Consider the following 16,385-nt stretch of genomic DNA (forward strand, 5'->3'; position numbering starts at 1 on the left):
TCGATCCGTGCCGTCGGGAACTCAGGCCGACGCCGCGGCGCCATCCTCCCGGACCACCGCCACCTCGCCGGCGGGCACCACCAGTTCACCGTCGCACCGCTCGCCGGTGAGCAGCTCCACGCCGGAGGCGGCGAGCCGCGCCGGGGCGTCGGTGTGGTTGACGACGAACAGCCAGCTCCGCTCCGCGTCGCGGCGCCGGACCACCTCCACCCCGGGCTCGACCGCGGCGGCGGGCCGGACGCCGGCCTCCGCCACGATCCGGGCCACCAGCCGGTCGGTGGCGGCCTGGTCGAGCCGGGTGCCCAGGTACCAGGCCGCGCCCGTGCCGACCGCGTGCCGCGTCACGGCGGGCACACCGGGCAGCGGCCCGTCGGCGTACGAGGCGAGCACCTCGGCGCCCTCCGGGTGCAGCCACTCGGTCCACACGTCGGCGGTGGCGCCGTCGTCGAGGCGGACCTGCTCGCCGGCGCGCAGCGGGAAGAACTCCTCCGTCCGCACGCCGAGCAGCTCCCGGAACGCCCCGGGATAGCCGCCCAGCCGGATGTGGTCGTTCTCGTCGACGATGCCGCTGAAGTACGTGACGAGCGCGGTGCCGCCGGCCTCGACGAACCGGCGCAGCGCGTCGGCGTCGGCGTCGCGCACCAGGTAGAGGGTGGGAGCCACGACGAGCCGGTAGCGGCCGAGGTCGGCCGACGGGTGCACGACGTCGGCGGTGATGCCGGCCCGCCAGAGCGCGTCGTAGAGCGCCGTGAGCCGGTCGGCGTAGGTGACGTCGACGCTGGGGTGGGAGTCCAGCTCGACGCCCCACCACGCCTCGTAGTCGAACAGGATCGCCACCTCGGCGTCCACCCGGCTGCCCCGGACCTCGGCGAGGGCGCCGAGGTCCGCGCCGAGTCGGCACACCTCGCGGAACACCTTGGTGTCCGGCCCGGCGTGGGGCACCAGCGCCGAGTGGAACTTCTCCGCGCCCGCGCGGGAGGCCCGCCACTGGAAGAACAGCACGCCGTCGGCGCCGCGGGCCACGTGCGCGAGGCTGTTGCGGCGCAGCTGCCCCGGCGTCTTCGCCACGTTGCGCGGCTGCCAGTTGACCGCGCTCGTGGAGTGCTCCATGAGCAGCCAGGGTTCGCCACCCGCCACGCCCCGCGTGTGGTCGGCCGCGAGCGCCAGCCCGACGTGCGCGCGGGGGTCGGCGGCGGTCAGGTAGTGGTCGTTGGCGACCAGGTCCACGTCGCCGGCCCAGGAGTGGTAGTCGAGGTACTTGACCCCCGTGCCGATCATGAAGTTCGTGGTCACCGGCTGGGTGACCAGCCCGCGCAGCGCCTCGCGTTCGGCGCGCAGCTGGGCGCGCTGCTCGTCCGAGGAGAAGCGCAGGAAGTCGAGCTGCTGGGTGGGGTTCGCGAACGTCGGGGCGGTGCGCGGCGGGTTGATCTCGGCCCAGTCGCCGTAGCGCTGGCTCCAGAACGCGGTGCCCCAGGCGGCGTTGAGCGCGTCCAGGTCGCCGTACCGCTCCCGTAGCCAGACCCGGAACGCCTCGGCGCTCACGTCGCAGTAGCAGTGCACGTTGTGGCAGCCGAGTTCGTTGGACACGTGCCACATCACGACGGCCGGGTGCGCGGCGTACCGGCCGGCGACCGCCTCCACGAGGGCCAGCGAGCGCTCGCGGAAGACCGGCGAGCTGGGGCAGTACGCCTGCCGCCCGCCGGGCCAGAGGACGGTGCCGTCGGCACGGCGCGGCAGCGTCTCGGGGTGTGCTTGCGCCAGCCACGGGGGCGGGCTCGCTGTGGCGGTGGCGAGGTCGACGCCGATGCCACCGGCGTGCAGCAGGTCGAGCACGCGGTCGAGCCAGGCGAACTCGTACCGGCCGGGGGACGGTTCGAGCAGGGCCCAGGAGAAGATGCCGACCGAGACGAGGTTGACCCCCGCCCGGCGCATCAGCTCGACGTCCTCGGCCCAGGTCTCCTCGGGCCACTGCTCCGGGTTGTAGTCACCGCCGAAGAAGATCTGGTCGCCCTGCCATCGCCGCATGGCAGCAGAGCGTGCCCCTACCGATCGATTAAGTCAACAGTTTCCAACATCGACGGTCTTTCCAACGTTTACCTGATAACAGCCCTGTCACGACTGGGTTATCGGTCTCTGGCTGCCCTCTTGACAGGACGGCCCGGACGGGTAGCTTGAGGCGCCACTGGCAGTTCGTGTTTGCCAATGTGGATTCACGGTGGATCCCGATGTGCGATCACGAGCACCGGCCCCCACCCCCGACGGCCCTCGGGCGCAGCGCACCTCTTCATCCGCAGGAGGATCCATGTCCCGTCCCCGTACCCAAGCCGAGTACCTGGCCAGACTCGTACCGCCATCCGTCGCCGGCCTCAACCGTCGCTCGCTGCTCGCCGGCGCGGCCGGCGCGAGCGCCCTGCTCGGCACGGGCCTCCTCGCCGGCTGCGGCGACTCCGACTCCGGCGGTTCCGGAGGCAAGACGGTGTCGATGGGCTCGAACGCGTCCGACCCCACGCCGAAGGACGTCCTCGCCAAGGTGTCCGCCGCGTTCAAGACCTCCTCCGGCGTCGAGGTCGCGATCAACACCGTCGACCACAACACGTTCCAGGAGAACATCAACAACTACCTGCAGGGCAAGCCGGACGACGTGTTCACCTGGTTCGCCGGCTACCGGATGCGGTTCTTCGCCGCCCGCGGCCTGGCCGGTGACGTGTCCGACGTCTGGGGCAAGCTCTCCGGATTCTCCGACGCCTTCAAGAAGGCCTCGACCGGCGACGACGGCAAGCAGTACTTCGTGCCGTTCTCCTACTACCCGTGGGCGGTCTTCTACCGCAAGTCGGTCTGGCAGCAGCACGGCTACCAGGTGCCCACGACCCTCGACCAGTTCAACACCCTCGGCGCGCAGATGAAGAGGGACGGCCTCGTCCCGATCGCCTTCGCCGACAAGGACGGCTGGCCGGCCATGGGCACGTTCGACATCCTCAACCTGCGGATCAACGGGTACCAGTTCCACGTCGACCTCATGGCCGGCAAGGAGTCGTGGACGTCCGACAAGGTGAAGAAGGTCTTCGACACCTGGGCCGGGCTGCTGCCGCTGCACCAGCCGGACTCCCTCGGCCGCACCTGGCAGGAGGCCGCCCAGTCGCTGCAGCAGAAGAAGAGCGGCATGTACCTGCTCGGCCTCTTCGTGGCGCAGCAGTTCAACGCCGACGAGCAGGACGACATCGACTTCTTCACCTTCCCGGAGATCGACTCGACCATCGGGGCCAAGGCCCTCGACGCGCCCATCGACGGCTACATGATGGCGCGCAAGCCGAAGTCCGAGGAGAACGCCAAGAAGCTGCTGGAGTACATCGGCGGCGTCGACGCGGGCAACATCTCGGTGAAGACCGACCCCGGCACCCTGGTCGCCAACACCGGCGCGGACACCAGCGGCTACAGCGCCCTCCAGAAGAAGGCGGCGGAGCTGGTCGGCTCGGCCACCGAGATCGCGCAGTTCCTCGACCGGGACACCCGGCCGGACTTCGCCTCGACGGTGATCATCCCGGCCCTGCAGCAGTTCATCAAGGACCCGACGGACATCGGCGGGCTGCTGACCAGCATCGAGAACCAGAAGAAGTCGATCTTTACGAGCTGACGGCGAGAGGGGGAGGACACTATGTCCGACCTGCCCCTGATCCAAGCGGATCGCGCCGTGGAACCGCCGGCCGCGACCACCACCACGCGTGGTCGCGGCCGCCGGCTACGGCTCCTGTCCCGCACCGACCGCGTGGTGATCACGCTGATGGTGCTCGTCCCGCTGCTGCTCGTCTCGGCCCTCGTGTGGCTGCCGGCGCTGGCCACCGTGGCGCTGTCCACCACGAACTGGGACGGCATCGGCCCGCTGGGCGACATCGACTTCGTCGGCGGCCGCAACTACAGCGACGTGGTGAACATCTACCCGCCGTTCGTACCCGCGGTGCAGCACAACCTGCTGTGGCTCGCGGCGCTGTTCGTGGTGGCCACGCCGTTCGGCATGTTCCTGGCCGTACTCCTCGACAAGGAGCTGCGCGGCAGCCGGTTCTACCAGACCGCCCTCTACCTGCCGGTGGTGCTCTCGCTGGCGCTGATCGGCTTCGTCTGGCAGCTCATCTACTCCCGCGACCAGGGCCTGCTCAACGCGGTGCTCGGCTCCGACGTCGACTGGTACGGCGACCCCGGGGTGAACATCTGGGCGGTCATGGTCGCGTCCGGCTGGCGGCACGTCGGCTACATCATGCTGCTCTACCTCGCCGGGCTGAAGGGCGTCGACCCGTCACTGCGCGAGGCCGCTGCCGTCGACGGCGCCTCCGAGGTGAACACGTTCTTCCGGGTGGTCTTCCCGGTCATGCGGCCGATCAACATCATCGTGCTGGTGGTCACGGTCATCGAGTCGCTGCGCGCGTTCGATCTCGTCTGGGTCGTCAACAAGGGACGCAACGGGCTCGAACTGCTCTCCGCCCTCGTCACCCAGAACGTCGTGGGCGAGGCGAGCCGCATCGGCTTCGGCTCCGCGCTGGCGACCATCATGCTGGTCGTCTCCCTGGTGTTCATCACCATCTACCTGGCCACCGTGATGCGGGAGGACCGATGACCACCAGCACCCTGACGCGGCCGCCGGTCACCGACGACGCCCCGCAACAGCCGCGACGGCGGCTCACCCCGCAGCGGGTGGTGCTGCACGTCTTCCTCGTCGCGGTGGCGGTCGGCTGGCTCTTCCCGATCCTCTGGGCCGTCCTCACCTCGTTGCGCTCGTACGAGTACACGGCGAGCCACGGGTACGTCTCGTTCGGCGGCTGGACCATCGACAACTACGTCACCGCCTGGCGGAGCGCCGAGTTCGGCAAGCACTTCCTCAACTCCGTCTACATCACGGTCCCGGCCGTCCTGCTGACGTTGTTCCTCGCGTCCTGCGTGGCGTTCGTCATCGCCCGGTTCAGCTGGAAACTCAACGTGGTGCTGCTCGGCCTGTTCACCGCGGCCAACCTGCTCCCCCAGCAGGCCCTGCTCATTCCGCTGTTCCGGCTCTTCACCGAGGTGCCGCTGCCGGCCTTCATGAGCGACTCGGAGCTGCTGTACGACAGCTACTGGGGCCTGATCCTGGTCAACGTCGCGTTCCAGTGCGGCTTCTGCGTCTTCGTGCTGAGCAACTACATGAAGGCCCTGCCGCGCGACCTGTACGAGGCGGCCATGGTCGACGGCGCGAGCGTCTGGCGGCAGTACTGGCAGGTCACCATGCCCCTGTGCCGGCCCGCCCTGGCCGCGCTGGCCACCCTCGAGGTGACCTGGATCTACAACGAGTTCTTCTGGGCCACCGTGCTCATGCGCACCGGCGACAAGTTCCCGGTGACCAGCTCGCTGAACAACCTCCGTGGCGAGTTCTTCACCGACAACAACCTGGTCTCGGCTGGCAGCGTTCTGGTCGCGATCCCCACCCTGGTCATCTTCTTCCTGCTCCAGCGGCACTTCGTCCGGGGCCTGACGTTGGGAGCGAGCAAAGGATGAGTCTGCTGCACCTGCGCCGCGCGCGTACCAGCCTCGTGCTCGACGCGCGCGGCCCGGGCCTGCCCCGGGTCGTGCACTGGGGTGGCGACGTCGGCGACCTCGACGACGACGGCCTGCGGCAGCTCGCCGCCGCGACCGTGCCGCCGGTGGTGCCGAGCAGCTTCGACGCCCCCACGGTGCTCTCCCTGCTGCCCGAGGCGAGCGCCGGGTGGAGCGGCCGCCCCGCGCTGGCCGGGCACCGCGACCGCGCCGACTGGTCCACGGCGTTCCGGCTGGACGGCCTCGACGTCGACGACCCCGCCGACGACGCGTCCCCCGCCCGGGTCGCGGTCCGGGCCTCCGACCCCGGCGCCGGGCTGTCGCTGACCGTGGAACTCACCCTCGACCCGACCGGCCTGCTGGTGCTGCGCCACCGGCTGCGCAACGACGGCGACACCCCGTACGAGCTGCGCGAGCTGACCCCCGTGCTGCCGGTGCCGGCCGTCGCCACCGAACTGCTCGACCTGACCGGCCGGTGGTGCCGGGAACGGTCCCCGCAGCGGCACCCGTGGCCGATGGGCACCTGGGTCCGGGAGGGCCGGCACGGCCGCACCGGCCACGACGCCACGCTGCTGCTCGTGGCGGGCACCGCCGGTTTCGGCTTCGGGCACGGCGAGGTCTGGGCCGTGCACACGGCGTGGAGCGGCGACCACGTCACCCTCGCCGAACGCCGGCCCACCGGCCAGGCCACCCTCGGCGGCGGCGAACTGCTCGCACCGGGCGAGGTGGTGCTCGGACCCGGCGCGTCGTACGCCTCTCCCCTGCTCTACGCGGCCTGGTCCGACGCCGGGCTGGACGGGCTCAGCGACGCCCTGCACACGCACCTGCGGGCCCGGCCGCGGCATCCCCGCTCGCCCCGGCCGGTCACCCTCAACGTCTGGGAGGCGGTCTACTTCGACCACGACCTGGACCGGCTGCGGGCCCTGGCCGACCAGGCGGCCGAGGTGGGCGTCGAACGGTTCGTGCTCGACGACGGCTGGTTCCGGGGGCGGCGGGCCGACACGGCCGGGCTCGGCGACTGGTACGTGGACGAGGACGTCTGGCCCGACGGGCTGCACCCCCTCGTCACGCACGTCACGAAGCTCGGGCTCGAGTTCGGCCTCTGGGTCGAGCCGGAGATGGTCAACCCCGACTCGGACCTGTTCCGCGCCCACCCCGACTGGGTGCTCGCCGCCCCCGGACGGATGCCGCCGCCGTGGCGCAACCAGCAGGTGCTCGACCTGGCCCACCCGGAGGCGTACGCGTACCTGCTCGACCGGCTGGACGCGCTGCTCAACGAGAACCCCGGGATCGGCTACCTCAAGTGGGACCACAACCGGGACCTCACCGAGGCCGGCCACCGGGGCCGCCCCGGCGTGCACGCGCAGACCGAGGCCGTCTACCGGCTCCTCGACGAGCTGCGCCGCCGGCACCCGGCCGTGGAGATCGAGAGCTGCGCGTCCGGCGGCGCCCGCGTCGACCTGGAGATCCTGGCCCGCACCGACCGGGTCTGGGCCAGCGACTGCAACGACGCCCTGGAACGCCTCGCCATCCAGCGCTGGACCGGCCTGCTGCTGCCGCCGGAGCTGGTGGGCAGCCACATCGGCCCGGAGCGTTCGCACACCACCCACCGCGTGCACGACCTCGGCTTCCGGGCCACCACCGCGCTGTTCGGCCACTACGGCATCGAGTGGGACATCTCCTCGATCAGCCCGGCCGAGCGGGCCGAGCTGGCCGCCTGGGTGGCGGCGCACAAGCGGCTGCGCCCACTGCTGCACGGCGGTCGCGTGGTCCGGGTCGACCACCCCGACCCGGCCGTCTGGGCGCACGGCGTGGTCGCCCACGACGGCTCCCGGGCGGTGTACGCGGTGAGCCGGCTCGCCACCTCGGTGGCCGAGGTACCCGGGCCGGTGCGGCTGCCCGGCCTCGACCCGGCACGTCGCTACGCCGTGCGGCCGGCCGAGGGCGTGCCGGCGCCCGCGACCGTGCAACGGTCGGAGCCGGGGTGGCTCGCGTCCGGGGCGACGCTCACCGGCGCGGCGCTGGCGCGGGTGGGCCTCCAGGCACCCGCCCTGCACCCGGAGCAGGCGCTGCTGCTGGAGGTCACCGCGCTCGACTGAGAGATCGGCGGAAAAAAGTTGGCCGGGCATGTCGAGAAGACCGTGCCTGCTTCTACCTCAGGGTGAGAGCACCGAGAATGGGGTGCGCAGGCGTGAGGAGCCCATCGTGAAGTACATGTTGCTGATGCAGTTCAGTGCCGCCGGGACCGACTTCCCGCCCATCGACACCTGGACGCCGGAGGAGATCCGGGCGCACATCGCGTTCATGGGGGAGGTCAACGCGAAGCTGACCGCCGACGGGGAGTGGGTCCAGGGCGAGGGCCTGGGCGGCCCGCAGCAGGCGCGGATCGTCCGGGCCGACGAGAACGGCGCGCCCGTGGTCACCGAGGGCCCGTTCGCCGAGACTAAGGAGTTCCTCGCCGGCTGGTGGATCGTGGACTGCGAGACGCCGCAACGGGCGGTCGAGATCGCCGCGCACATCTCCACCGCTCCCGGCCCCGGCGGCCGGCCGCTGAACATGCCGATCGAGGTGCACCCGGTGATGTCCGCCCCGCCCCAGGAGCTGTGAACGGCTGACCTCCACCGACCGACGCACCGAGGACCTGCTGCGCGACCTGGCGCCGCAGGTCCTCGGCGTGCTCGCCCGCCGCTTCGGTGACTTCGCCACCGCCGAGGACGCCGTGCAGGAGGCGCTGCTGGCCGCGGCCACGCAGTGGCCGGCCGAGGGCGTGCCGGGGAACCCGCGGGGCTGGCTGATCCAGGTCGCGTACCGGCGGATGGTCGAACTCGTCCGCAACGAGACCGCCCGGCGGCGGCGGGAGGACCTGGCGGCCCGGCGCGAGCCGGACGACCGGCAGACCGCGCCGGGTGCGGACGAGCAGCTCGCCGCCGACCGGGACGACACCCTGATCCTGCTCTTCCTCTGCTGCCACCCGGCGCTGTCGCCCGCGTCGGCCATCGCGCTGACCCTGCGCGCCGTCGGCGGCCTGAGCACCGCCGAGATCGCCCACGCCTTCCTGGTGCCCGAGGCCACGATGGCCCAGCGGATCAGCCGGGCCAAGCAGCGGATCCGCGCCTCCGAGGTGCCGTTCCGGATGCCCGAGCGGGCGGACCTGGCCGCCCGGCTGGCCGCCGTCCGGCACGTGCTCTACCTGATCTTCACGGAGGGCCACACGAGCAGCGCCGGCCCCGACCTGCACCGGGTGGACCTCTCGGCGGAGGCGATCCGGCTCACCCGGGCGCTGCACGAGCGGCTGCCCGACGACAGCGAGACCGCCGGGCTGCTGGCGCTCATGCTGCTCACCGAGGCGCGCGCCCCCTCGCGGACCGGCCCGTCCGGCGAGTTGATCTCGCTGGCCGACCAGGACCGCAGCCGGTGGGACGCGGCCGCGATCGCGGAGGGCGTCGCCCTGGTCACCCGCGCGCTGCCGCGCGGGCCGGTCGGCCCGTACCAGCTCCAGGCGGCCATCGCCGCGCTGCACGACGAGGCGGCGTCGGCGGAGGAGACCGACTGGCCGCAGATCCTCGCGCTCTACGGGATCCTGGAGGGGCAGTCGGGGAGCCCGGTGGTGGCGCTGAACCGCGCGGTCGCCACCGCCATGGTGCACGGGCCGGTCGCCGGCCTGGCCGCCCTCGCGGACCTCGCCGACGATCCCCGCCTGGCGGGGCACCACCGGCTGTACGCCGCCCGCGCCCACCTGCACGAGATGGCCGGCGACCGGACGAGCGCGGTGGACGACTACCGGGCCGCGGCCGCGCGTACCAACAGCGTGCCGGAACAGCGGTACCTGACCATGCGCGCCGCTCGCCTCGCCGCGCCGGACGCCCCGCCGACCGACGACTGACGAGGTACGACATGGCATACGTCCTGCTGGGCATCGCGATCGCGGCGGAGGTGGCGGCCACCAGCCTGCTCAAGGCCACCGCCGGCTTCACCCGGCTCTGGCCGACCGTCGCCTGCCTCGCCGGCTACGGGCTGGCCTTCGTCCTGCTGGCGCAGGCGGTGAAGCAGATCCCCGTCGGCGTCGCGTACGCCCTCTGGTCGGGCCTGGGCACGGCGACCATCGTGGCGATCGGCGCGGTCTTCCTCGGCGAGCCGGTCGGCGCGGTGAAGCTCGCCGGCATCGCGTTGATCATCGCGGGCGTGGTCATCGTCAACCTCAACGGCGCGCACTGACCGGCTCGTGAGCGTTCCCCTCCGCCCAGGGCCGACCGGAGGGGAACGCCGTCACGCGACGACCGTCACTCGCCGTCCATCTTCATGCTCGGCCACCAGCCGTACACGCCACGCTCGACGCGCCACGAGCCGACCGGGGGGTTGAAGCTGCCCGCGGCCGTCGAGACGAACGTGTGCATGCCGAGGCTGTCGTCGGCGTACCGGTAGAGCGCCGCCAGGTCGCTCCGCCGGTCGCCGTTGTGGTCGCCCGAGACCAGCTTGATGCTGGTGAACTGCCCGAACGTGGTCGAGGTCCATGAACCGAGCGGCTCGTTGAAGTGGCCGTCCGCCTTCGCGGTCCAGGTGAACAGACCCAGGTGCCCGTCGGCGTAGCCGTAGAGCGCGGCCACGTCGCCACGGCCGTCGCCGTTGAAGTCGCCGTCCGCCAGCTTCATCGACGAGAGCGAGCCGAACGGCTTGTCCGCCGGACGCGACCAGGAGGTGTAGCTCGTGGTGAACATGCCGTCGGCCCGTCCCGGCCACGTGATCACCGCCATGGCTCCGGTGGCGTACGCGTAGAAGAGGTTCGCGTCGTCCCGGCCGTCGCCGTCGACGTCCGCCGCGAAGACCGAGGTGCTGGACCACTGGCCGAAGGCGGACGAGCGCCACGCCTGGATGGGCGACTGGAATCCGCCGTCCGGCCGGGAGAACCAGTTGATCCACGCCTCGTCGCCGGCCGCGTACCCGTAGAAGCCACTCAGGTCGGCGCGGCCGTCGCCGTTGAAGTCCCCGGAGATCAGCTTCACGCTGCTGAGGTGGCCCCAGCTGCTGGCGGCCGTCCAGGACCGGATGGGCGGGCCGTACTTCCCGTCGGGGCGGGTGACGAACGTGTCGAGGGCGAAGCTGCCGTCGGTGCGGGTGGAGAGCACGGCGACGTCGTTGATCCCGTCGCCGTCGAAGTCGTCGTTGGCCACCTTCACCCGGTCGGGCGCGTACGCCCCGGCCCCGCCCTTCCACTCGCTCACGGGATGCGCGAAGCCGCCCGTCGCGCTCGCGGGGAAGGTCTGCGGCGCGATGTCGCCGTTGGCGTAGACGTACAGGAAGTTGACGTCGACGTACGGGTCGGTGGAAACACCCTGCGGCATGGTCGCCGTCAACCACGGCCCGAGATCGTCGACCCGGGTGTCGACCGCGTCGCGGCGGGTCTCCGTCTCGCCGAGGCAGCCGCCCTGCCACGAGCTGCGGTGCAGGCCGACGAGCTGCGGCCGGCCACCCACCACCCGCACGGTGGGGCCGCCGAGGTCACCCCGGCAGACGCTGCCCTGCCCGTCGCCGAGGATGTCCAGCGTGGACGCCCCGACCGCCCGGACGGTGAACGGACCGGCGTGCAACTGGTCCGGCACCCACTCGGTGGCCGTACGGCCGAAGCCGGCGACGGTGAGCCCCTCACCGACGGTGGGCGCGGCGCCCAGCGCCACCGGCGTCACGTCGACCCGGCGGGACAGCCGGACGAGGACGACGTCCCGGTCGGGATGCGGCACGACCCGGAACGCCGGCACGACCGCTCCGCCCGACGACGTGAGGTCCGGGCGGCCCACCGTGACGGTGGTCGGCTTGGTGGGGCTGCCCTCGACGACGGCCTGACCGTCGAAGCTGAAGCAACTCCTGGCGGTCAGCACCCACCACGGGTCGACCAGCGCGCCGCTGCACGAGCGGTCCCCGGGCCCCACATCGACCTTCGCGGCGAAGGCGTACACCCCGTCGGTGACGGCGTCCCCGCCGCCGACGGCCTGCGCGGGCGGGGCGGCGAGGAGCCCCGCGGCCACGGCCAGGGTGAGCAGCGCGGCCGCTCGGCGCGCTCGTCGGTGACGTGTCGATGGCATTCCGGTCCCCCGCGTCCTCGATGGAAAGTGACGGCGCGCTCACCCGGAGCGTCCGCAGGACGATCACCTTAGATATCGGCGAGTTCACCCGCCGCCCGCCCACCGGTGGCCTATCCCACATCATCGATGTCTTGTGCCGCTTGCCGAGACGGACGTAGCATCGCCGCCTTTCGATCGACCTCGACGCGTCGGCCGTCGACCGGACGTGAGGGTTGACCGCGGCGCGACGGGGTATCCGGGGAGGATCCGTCGGGTCGGAAGGAGAGGCGTCATGGTCAGCGTCGGCTACACCCTCATGTGCGAGCAGGCCGGCCCGAAGCACCTGGTCGACCACGCCGTACGGGCGGAGGCGGCCGGCTTCGACCAGCTCGTCGTCTCCGACCACTACTACCCCTGGCTGGATTCGCAGGGGCACTCCCCGTACGCCTGGTCGGTGCTCGGCGCGGTCGCGCACGCCACGTCCCGGGTCGAGCTGATGTCCTTCGTGACCTGCCCGATCCGTCGTTACCACCCGGCCGTCGTGGCGCAGAAGGCGAGCACCGTGGGGGTGCTGTCGGACGGCCGGTTCACGCTGGGCCTGGGCGCCGGGGAGAACCTCAACGAGCACGTGGTCGGGGGCTGGCCGCACGTGCAGCAGCGGCACGAGATGTTCGAGGAGGCGTTGCAGATCATCCGCCCGCTGCTCAACGGGGAGACCCTGACCTTCTCCGGCAACCACTTCGACGTGCCGGACGCGTACGTCTGGGACCGCCCGGACGCGCCGGTGCCCATGGCGGTCGCGGCCTCCGGCCCGCAGTCGGCGACCCTGGCCGCGGAGTACGGCGACGGGATGATCTCGACCGAGCCGGACCGGCGCATCATCCAGCTCTACGACGACGCGGGCGGCGCGGGCCGGCCGCGCTACGGCCAGGTGGCCATCTGCTACGGCCCGGACGAGGCCGAGTGCCGCAAGATCGTGCACGACCAGTTCCGCTGGTTCGGGATGGGCTGGAAGGTCAACGCGGATCTGCCGGGGCCGGAGTCGTTCGCCGCCGCCACGCAGTTCGTCCGCGAGGAGGACGTGGCCGAGGGGATACCCTGCGGCCCCGACGTCGACCGGCACGTCGAGGCGGTCCGCGCGTTCGTCGACGCCGGTTTCACCCACCTGGCGCTGCTCCAGGTCGGCGGCGAGAGCCAGCCGATGTTCCTGGACTGGGCGCAGGAGCACCTGCTCCCCCGGCTCCGCGAGCTGTGACCCCGACGCCGGCCGGTCGGTTCTCCCTCGCCGAACTGCGGCTGGCGCTGGCCGCGCCCCGCCCGGCCGCCGGCCTCACCAGCGAGTGGCGCCTGGTCGACGGGCTGCGGACGCACACCCGGCGCGGCGGAGACCCGGGCACCGGCGCGCCGCCCGTCGTGCTGGTCCACGGCCTGGCCGTCTCGCACCGCTACCTCACCCCGCTGGCCGTCGCGCTGGCCGCCACCCATCCGGTCTACGTGCCGGACCTGCCGGGCTTCGGCCTGACCGAGCGACCGGGCCAGGCGTACGACGTGTCGCGGCACGCCGCGCACCTGGCCGCCTGGCTGGCCGCGTACCGGCTGCCCCCGGCCTGCGTGTTCGGGCACTCGTTCGGCGCGGAGGTCGCCGCGGCGCTCGCGGCCCGGCACCCGGCCGCGGTCGGCGCGCTGGTGCTGGCCGGGCCGACCAGTGACCCGGCCGCCCGGTCACGGCGCGGCCAGGTCGGGCGTTGGCTCGTGGACACCATGCGCGAGACGACGGCGCAGGCGCCCATCCTGCTGCGGGACGTGTGGGACGCCCGCCTCTGGCGGGTCCTCGCCACGCTCTCGCACTCGGTGCACAACTCGGTCGAGGCGGACCTGGCACGGATCGCCGCGCCGACCCTCGTGGTGACCGGCGGGCGCGACCCGGTGGCGCCGGCGGCCTGGCGCGAGCAGGTGGCCCGTCTGGTGCCGCACGCCCGGACGCTCGTGGTGCCGGGCGAGGCGCACAACGTGGCCACCACCGCCCCAACGGAGGTCGCCGACGCGATCCGCCGGCTGCTCGGCGCGGCGGCGGTCCCGCTCGGCCCGTCACGCTGAATCGTCCACCACATCAGGCCGTCCGGCGGACGGACGCGAAGGGAGCGCCATGCGCATCGGCAACACGGAGATCCGCCCGCTCGGCGGCGGCCTCGGCTGCCTGCTGATGATCCTCTTCTCGGTGCTCGCCTCGGTGGTGCTCACCATCGTGATCAACCTGGTGCTCTGAGCTCCCGGCGCCGATCCCGGGCCGCCGTCGCACGCCGGCGCCCGCGCGCGCTCAGGCCGGGTCAAGTGCCACGTCGGCCACCACGGGATAGTGGTCGGAGGCGTGATCGGCGGCGCCGCCGCGGACCACCCGGCACGCGCGTAGCCGGCCGGCGAGCGCCGGGGTGCCGAGCAGGTAGTCCAGCCGCATGCCGCTGAACTCGGCGCCGCCGTGCCGCGTGGGCACGGTCAGTCCCTCGTCGGGCCCGTCGGCGGCGCGGTACAGGTCGACCAGCCCGGCCGCGAGCAGCACACCGACCGCCCGGGTGTCCACCGTGCGGCCGTCCCGCCGCAGGTGCCGGCGGCGGTACGCGGGCGGCAGCCGGCCGAGCCGCCCGGTGTGGTCGGTCGCCGGGTCGAGGCTGTTCAGGTCGCCGCCGACCAGGGCCAGCTCGCCCGGCGCCCGGCGGACGGCCCGTGCCAGCCAGTCCACCTCGACCCGGCGCCACCCGCCCGAGTACGGGTTGAGGTGCGTGCCGAGCACGGTGAGCGGCCCGGCGTCGGTGGCCAGCACCACCCGGACCGCCGCGTGGTGGAACGGCCGGCGCAGCGGCCCCGCCGCGAGGCTGCGCAACGGCGGGCGTACGAGCGCCGCCACGGGCTGGCCCAGGCAGCTGCCGGCCCGGTGCGGACGCAGACCCAGCCGGTCGGCGAACCGGGCCAGCACCCGGTCCTCGAAGCCCCGCAGCTCCTGGAGGAGCAGCACGTCCGGCCGCTGGCCGTCGATGACCTCGGCGATCGCGTCCCGCCGGTCGGACCCGTCGCCGTCCCGGCCGCCGGTACGGATGTTCCAGGTCATCACCCGCAGCACGGCGCGCCTCAGTCCGTCCGCGTGGCGGCCGGGGACGTCCGCGTGGCGGCCGGGGACGTCTGCGTGGCGGCCGGAGCGGCCGGGGAGATCTGTGCGGCGGCCGGGGGCTTCTGCGCCACGGCCGGAGCCGGACGGGCGGCGCGGGCCAGCTCGTCGTCGAGCGTGGACACGTCCTCCGACTCGATGCTCGGCCGGTTGCCCTCGCGCACGTCGGCGTTGGGGCGGATCACCCAGTAGAGCAGACCGATCCAGAGCGCGGCGAGGAGGATCGCGCCCATGAAGTCGGTGGGGTGGTGCATGCCCCGGTACATCCGGGAGGTGGCGACCCCGACGGGCATGACCACCGCGAGGACGACGGTCAGCCAGCGCCACCAGCGGTCGGTGCGGGCCATCACGAGCACCGCGATGGCCGTGTAGAGGCAGATGGTCGCCGCGATGTGCCCCGACGGGAAGGACGAGGTGGGCATCGGGCCGTCCAGGTTCTCGACCGGCGGGCGGGGCCGGTCGACGGCGCGCGCCGAGGCCAGGAAGAGGCTCAGCTCGCCGAACATGGCCAGCGCCACGAAGAGCACCGGGCGCCAGCGCCGCCACACGGCGAGCACCAGCGGGCAGAACACCAGCGACACCAACAGGATCGCGTGGGTGTCGCCGAACTTGCTCCACCACCAGCTCAGGTCGGTCAACGTGTCCGTGTGCCGCTCAGCGAACCAGCGCGGGACCTCGGTGTCGAGCGTCGCCAGGAACGTCCCCTTGGCGTGGAAGCTGACGTACATGCCGAAGCCGTACAGCGCGCCGAAGACCAGGACCCAGCCGACCAGCAGCTCGGCCACCGCGGAGCGCGGGTGTTCGAGCACGTGCTCCTCGGCCGGGGCGGGGGCGATGTCGTGGCCCGCCTCCGGCTCCAGTCCCTCGGTCAGGGGCGGCACCGGCCGGCCGCGCTCGCGCCGCCACAGCCGGAAGGCGTACGCGGTGACGCCCAGCCACGCCGCGCCGAGCAGCCAGCCGGCGAGCACGTCGGAGACGTAGTGGACGCCGAGCGCGATGCGGGTCAGCCCCACGAGGGCCACGTCCGTGGCGACCAGGGCGATGACCGGCTTGCGCCAGCGGGGCGCCAGGGCCGGCAGGAAGACCAGCAGCAGCGCCCCGTACGCGACGAACGAGCCCAGGGCGTGGCCGCTGGGGAAGCTGTTGCCCGGCGCGCTGGCCACCGGGACGTCGACCACCGGCCGGAGCCGCCCGACGAGCGTCTTGAGCGACGGGTCGAGGATGAGGCCGCCGACACCCGTGATGATGAGGTAGACGGCCAGCCGGGGTTGCCGGCGGATCAGCAGGCCGACCACCGCGATGGTCACCAGCCAGATCAGGATCGGGCGTCCACCCAGGTCGGTGACCGCCTGCAGCACGGTGACCAGGGGGCCGTGCGGCGCGACGAGGTCGTTGAACCACGCGGCCACCGCGCGGTCGGCGTGCTGCAGGGGGCCCCAGTGGAAGCGGACGAGCATGAGCAGCAGGCCGAACGCCGCGCCGGCGCCCGTGACGACCAGCAGCCCCGCGACGCTCCGCTCGGTGAAATGCCCGATCGGCCGCCGGAGCACCTCTTTGACCGCGGTCACCCCCGCACCTCCCTCATCGTCCCTGGCGAGGCGCTTTACCCGATC

13 protein-coding genes are annotated in these 16,385 nt (G+C 72.8%); 9 read left to right on the forward strand and 4 right to left on the reverse strand.

Annotation, left to right across the window (positions count from 1 at the left end; translation table 11 throughout):
- Window positions 1-21 precede the first annotated feature (21 nt).
- Window positions 22-2,025, reverse strand: a complete 2,004-nt coding sequence (locus D7193_RS03355; protein WP_120777882.1) for a beta-galactosidase — start codon at window positions 2,023-2,025, stop codon at window positions 22-24.
- A gap of 277 nt (window positions 2,026-2,302) precedes the next feature.
- On the opposite strand from D7193_RS03355, the gene D7193_RS03360 reads away from it, so the two are divergent.
- From D7193_RS03360 to D7193_RS03390, 7 genes are all read left to right on the forward strand, one after another.
- Window positions 2,303-3,631, forward strand: coding sequence for an ABC transporter substrate-binding protein (locus D7193_RS03360; protein WP_120777883.1), 1,329 nt, complete (start codon window positions 2,303-2,305; stop codon window positions 3,629-3,631).
- Between the two features lie 21 nt (window positions 3,632-3,652).
- The gene (locus tag D7193_RS03365) at window positions 3,653-4,606 is read left to right on the forward strand and encodes a carbohydrate ABC transporter permease (RefSeq protein ID WP_120777884.1); all 954 of its coding nucleotides are present in this window, start codon (window positions 3,653-3,655) and stop codon (window positions 4,604-4,606) included.
- Complete coding sequence (locus D7193_RS03370) at window positions 4,603-5,517, forward strand: carbohydrate ABC transporter permease (protein WP_120777885.1); 915 nt, start codon at window positions 4,603-4,605, stop codon at window positions 5,515-5,517. The genes D7193_RS03365 and D7193_RS03370 overlap by 4 nt, the downstream gene beginning before the upstream one ends.
- A complete protein-coding gene (locus tag D7193_RS03375) occupies window positions 5,514-7,655 on the forward strand; it encodes an alpha-galactosidase (RefSeq protein ID WP_120777886.1) in 2,142 nt (713 codons plus the stop codon). The genes D7193_RS03370 and D7193_RS03375 overlap by 4 nt, the downstream gene beginning before the upstream one ends.
- Before the next feature lie 115 nt (window positions 7,656-7,770).
- The gene (locus D7193_RS03380) at window positions 7,771-8,163 is read left to right on the forward strand and encodes a YciI family protein (RefSeq protein ID WP_206611870.1); all 393 of its coding nucleotides are present in this window, start codon (window positions 7,771-7,773) and stop codon (window positions 8,161-8,163) included.
- Between the two features lie 4 nt (window positions 8,164-8,167).
- The gene (locus tag D7193_RS03385; RefSeq protein WP_120777888.1) at window positions 8,168-9,439 is read left to right on the forward strand and encodes an RNA polymerase sigma factor; all 1,272 of its coding nucleotides are present in this window, start codon (window positions 8,168-8,170) and stop codon (window positions 9,437-9,439) included.
- Between the two features lie 11 nt (window positions 9,440-9,450).
- Complete coding sequence (locus tag D7193_RS03390) at window positions 9,451-9,771, forward strand: DMT family transporter (protein ID WP_120777889.1); 321 nt, start codon at window positions 9,451-9,453, stop codon at window positions 9,769-9,771.
- A 65-nt stretch (window positions 9,772-9,836) separates the two neighbouring features.
- Here D7193_RS03390 and D7193_RS03395 read toward each other — a convergent pair whose 3' ends face one another.
- Entirely contained in the window at window positions 9,837-11,633 is a 1,797-nt protein-coding gene (locus D7193_RS03395) for a trypsin-like serine protease (RefSeq protein WP_120777890.1), read from the reverse strand.
- Between the two features lie 271 nt (window positions 11,634-11,904).
- Between D7193_RS03395 and D7193_RS03400 the strand changes: the two genes are divergently transcribed.
- Entirely contained in the window at window positions 11,905-12,867 is a 963-nt protein-coding gene (locus tag D7193_RS03400) for a TIGR03557 family F420-dependent LLM class oxidoreductase (RefSeq protein ID WP_120777891.1), read from the forward strand.
- Complete coding sequence (locus D7193_RS03405; RefSeq protein ID WP_120777892.1) at window positions 12,864-13,709, forward strand: alpha/beta fold hydrolase; 846 nt, start codon at window positions 12,864-12,866, stop codon at window positions 13,707-13,709. Before D7193_RS03400 ends, D7193_RS03405 begins: the two co-directional genes overlap by 4 nt.
- A gap of 220 nt (window positions 13,710-13,929) precedes the next feature.
- Here the strand turns inward: D7193_RS03405 and D7193_RS03410 are convergent, their stop codons facing one another.
- Both D7193_RS03410 and D7193_RS03415 read right to left on the reverse strand, forming a co-directional pair.
- Window positions 13,930-14,727 (reverse strand): endonuclease/exonuclease/phosphatase family protein, encoded by a 798-nt coding sequence (locus tag D7193_RS03410; RefSeq protein WP_120777893.1) that lies wholly within the window; start codon window positions 14,725-14,727, stop codon window positions 13,930-13,932.
- 8 nt (window positions 14,728-14,735) lie between these two features.
- Window positions 14,736-16,340: a phosphatase PAP2 family protein gene (locus D7193_RS03415; RefSeq protein ID WP_120777894.1), complete on the reverse strand. Its 1,605-nt coding sequence runs from the start codon at window positions 16,338-16,340 to the stop codon at window positions 14,736-14,738.
- Window positions 16,341-16,385: the final 45 nt, after the last annotated feature.

It is taken from the genome of Micromonospora costi (assembly GCF_003626655.1).
In the GTDB taxonomy this organism is placed as follows: domain Bacteria; phylum Actinomycetota; class Actinomycetes; order Mycobacteriales; family Micromonosporaceae; genus Micromonospora; species Micromonospora costi.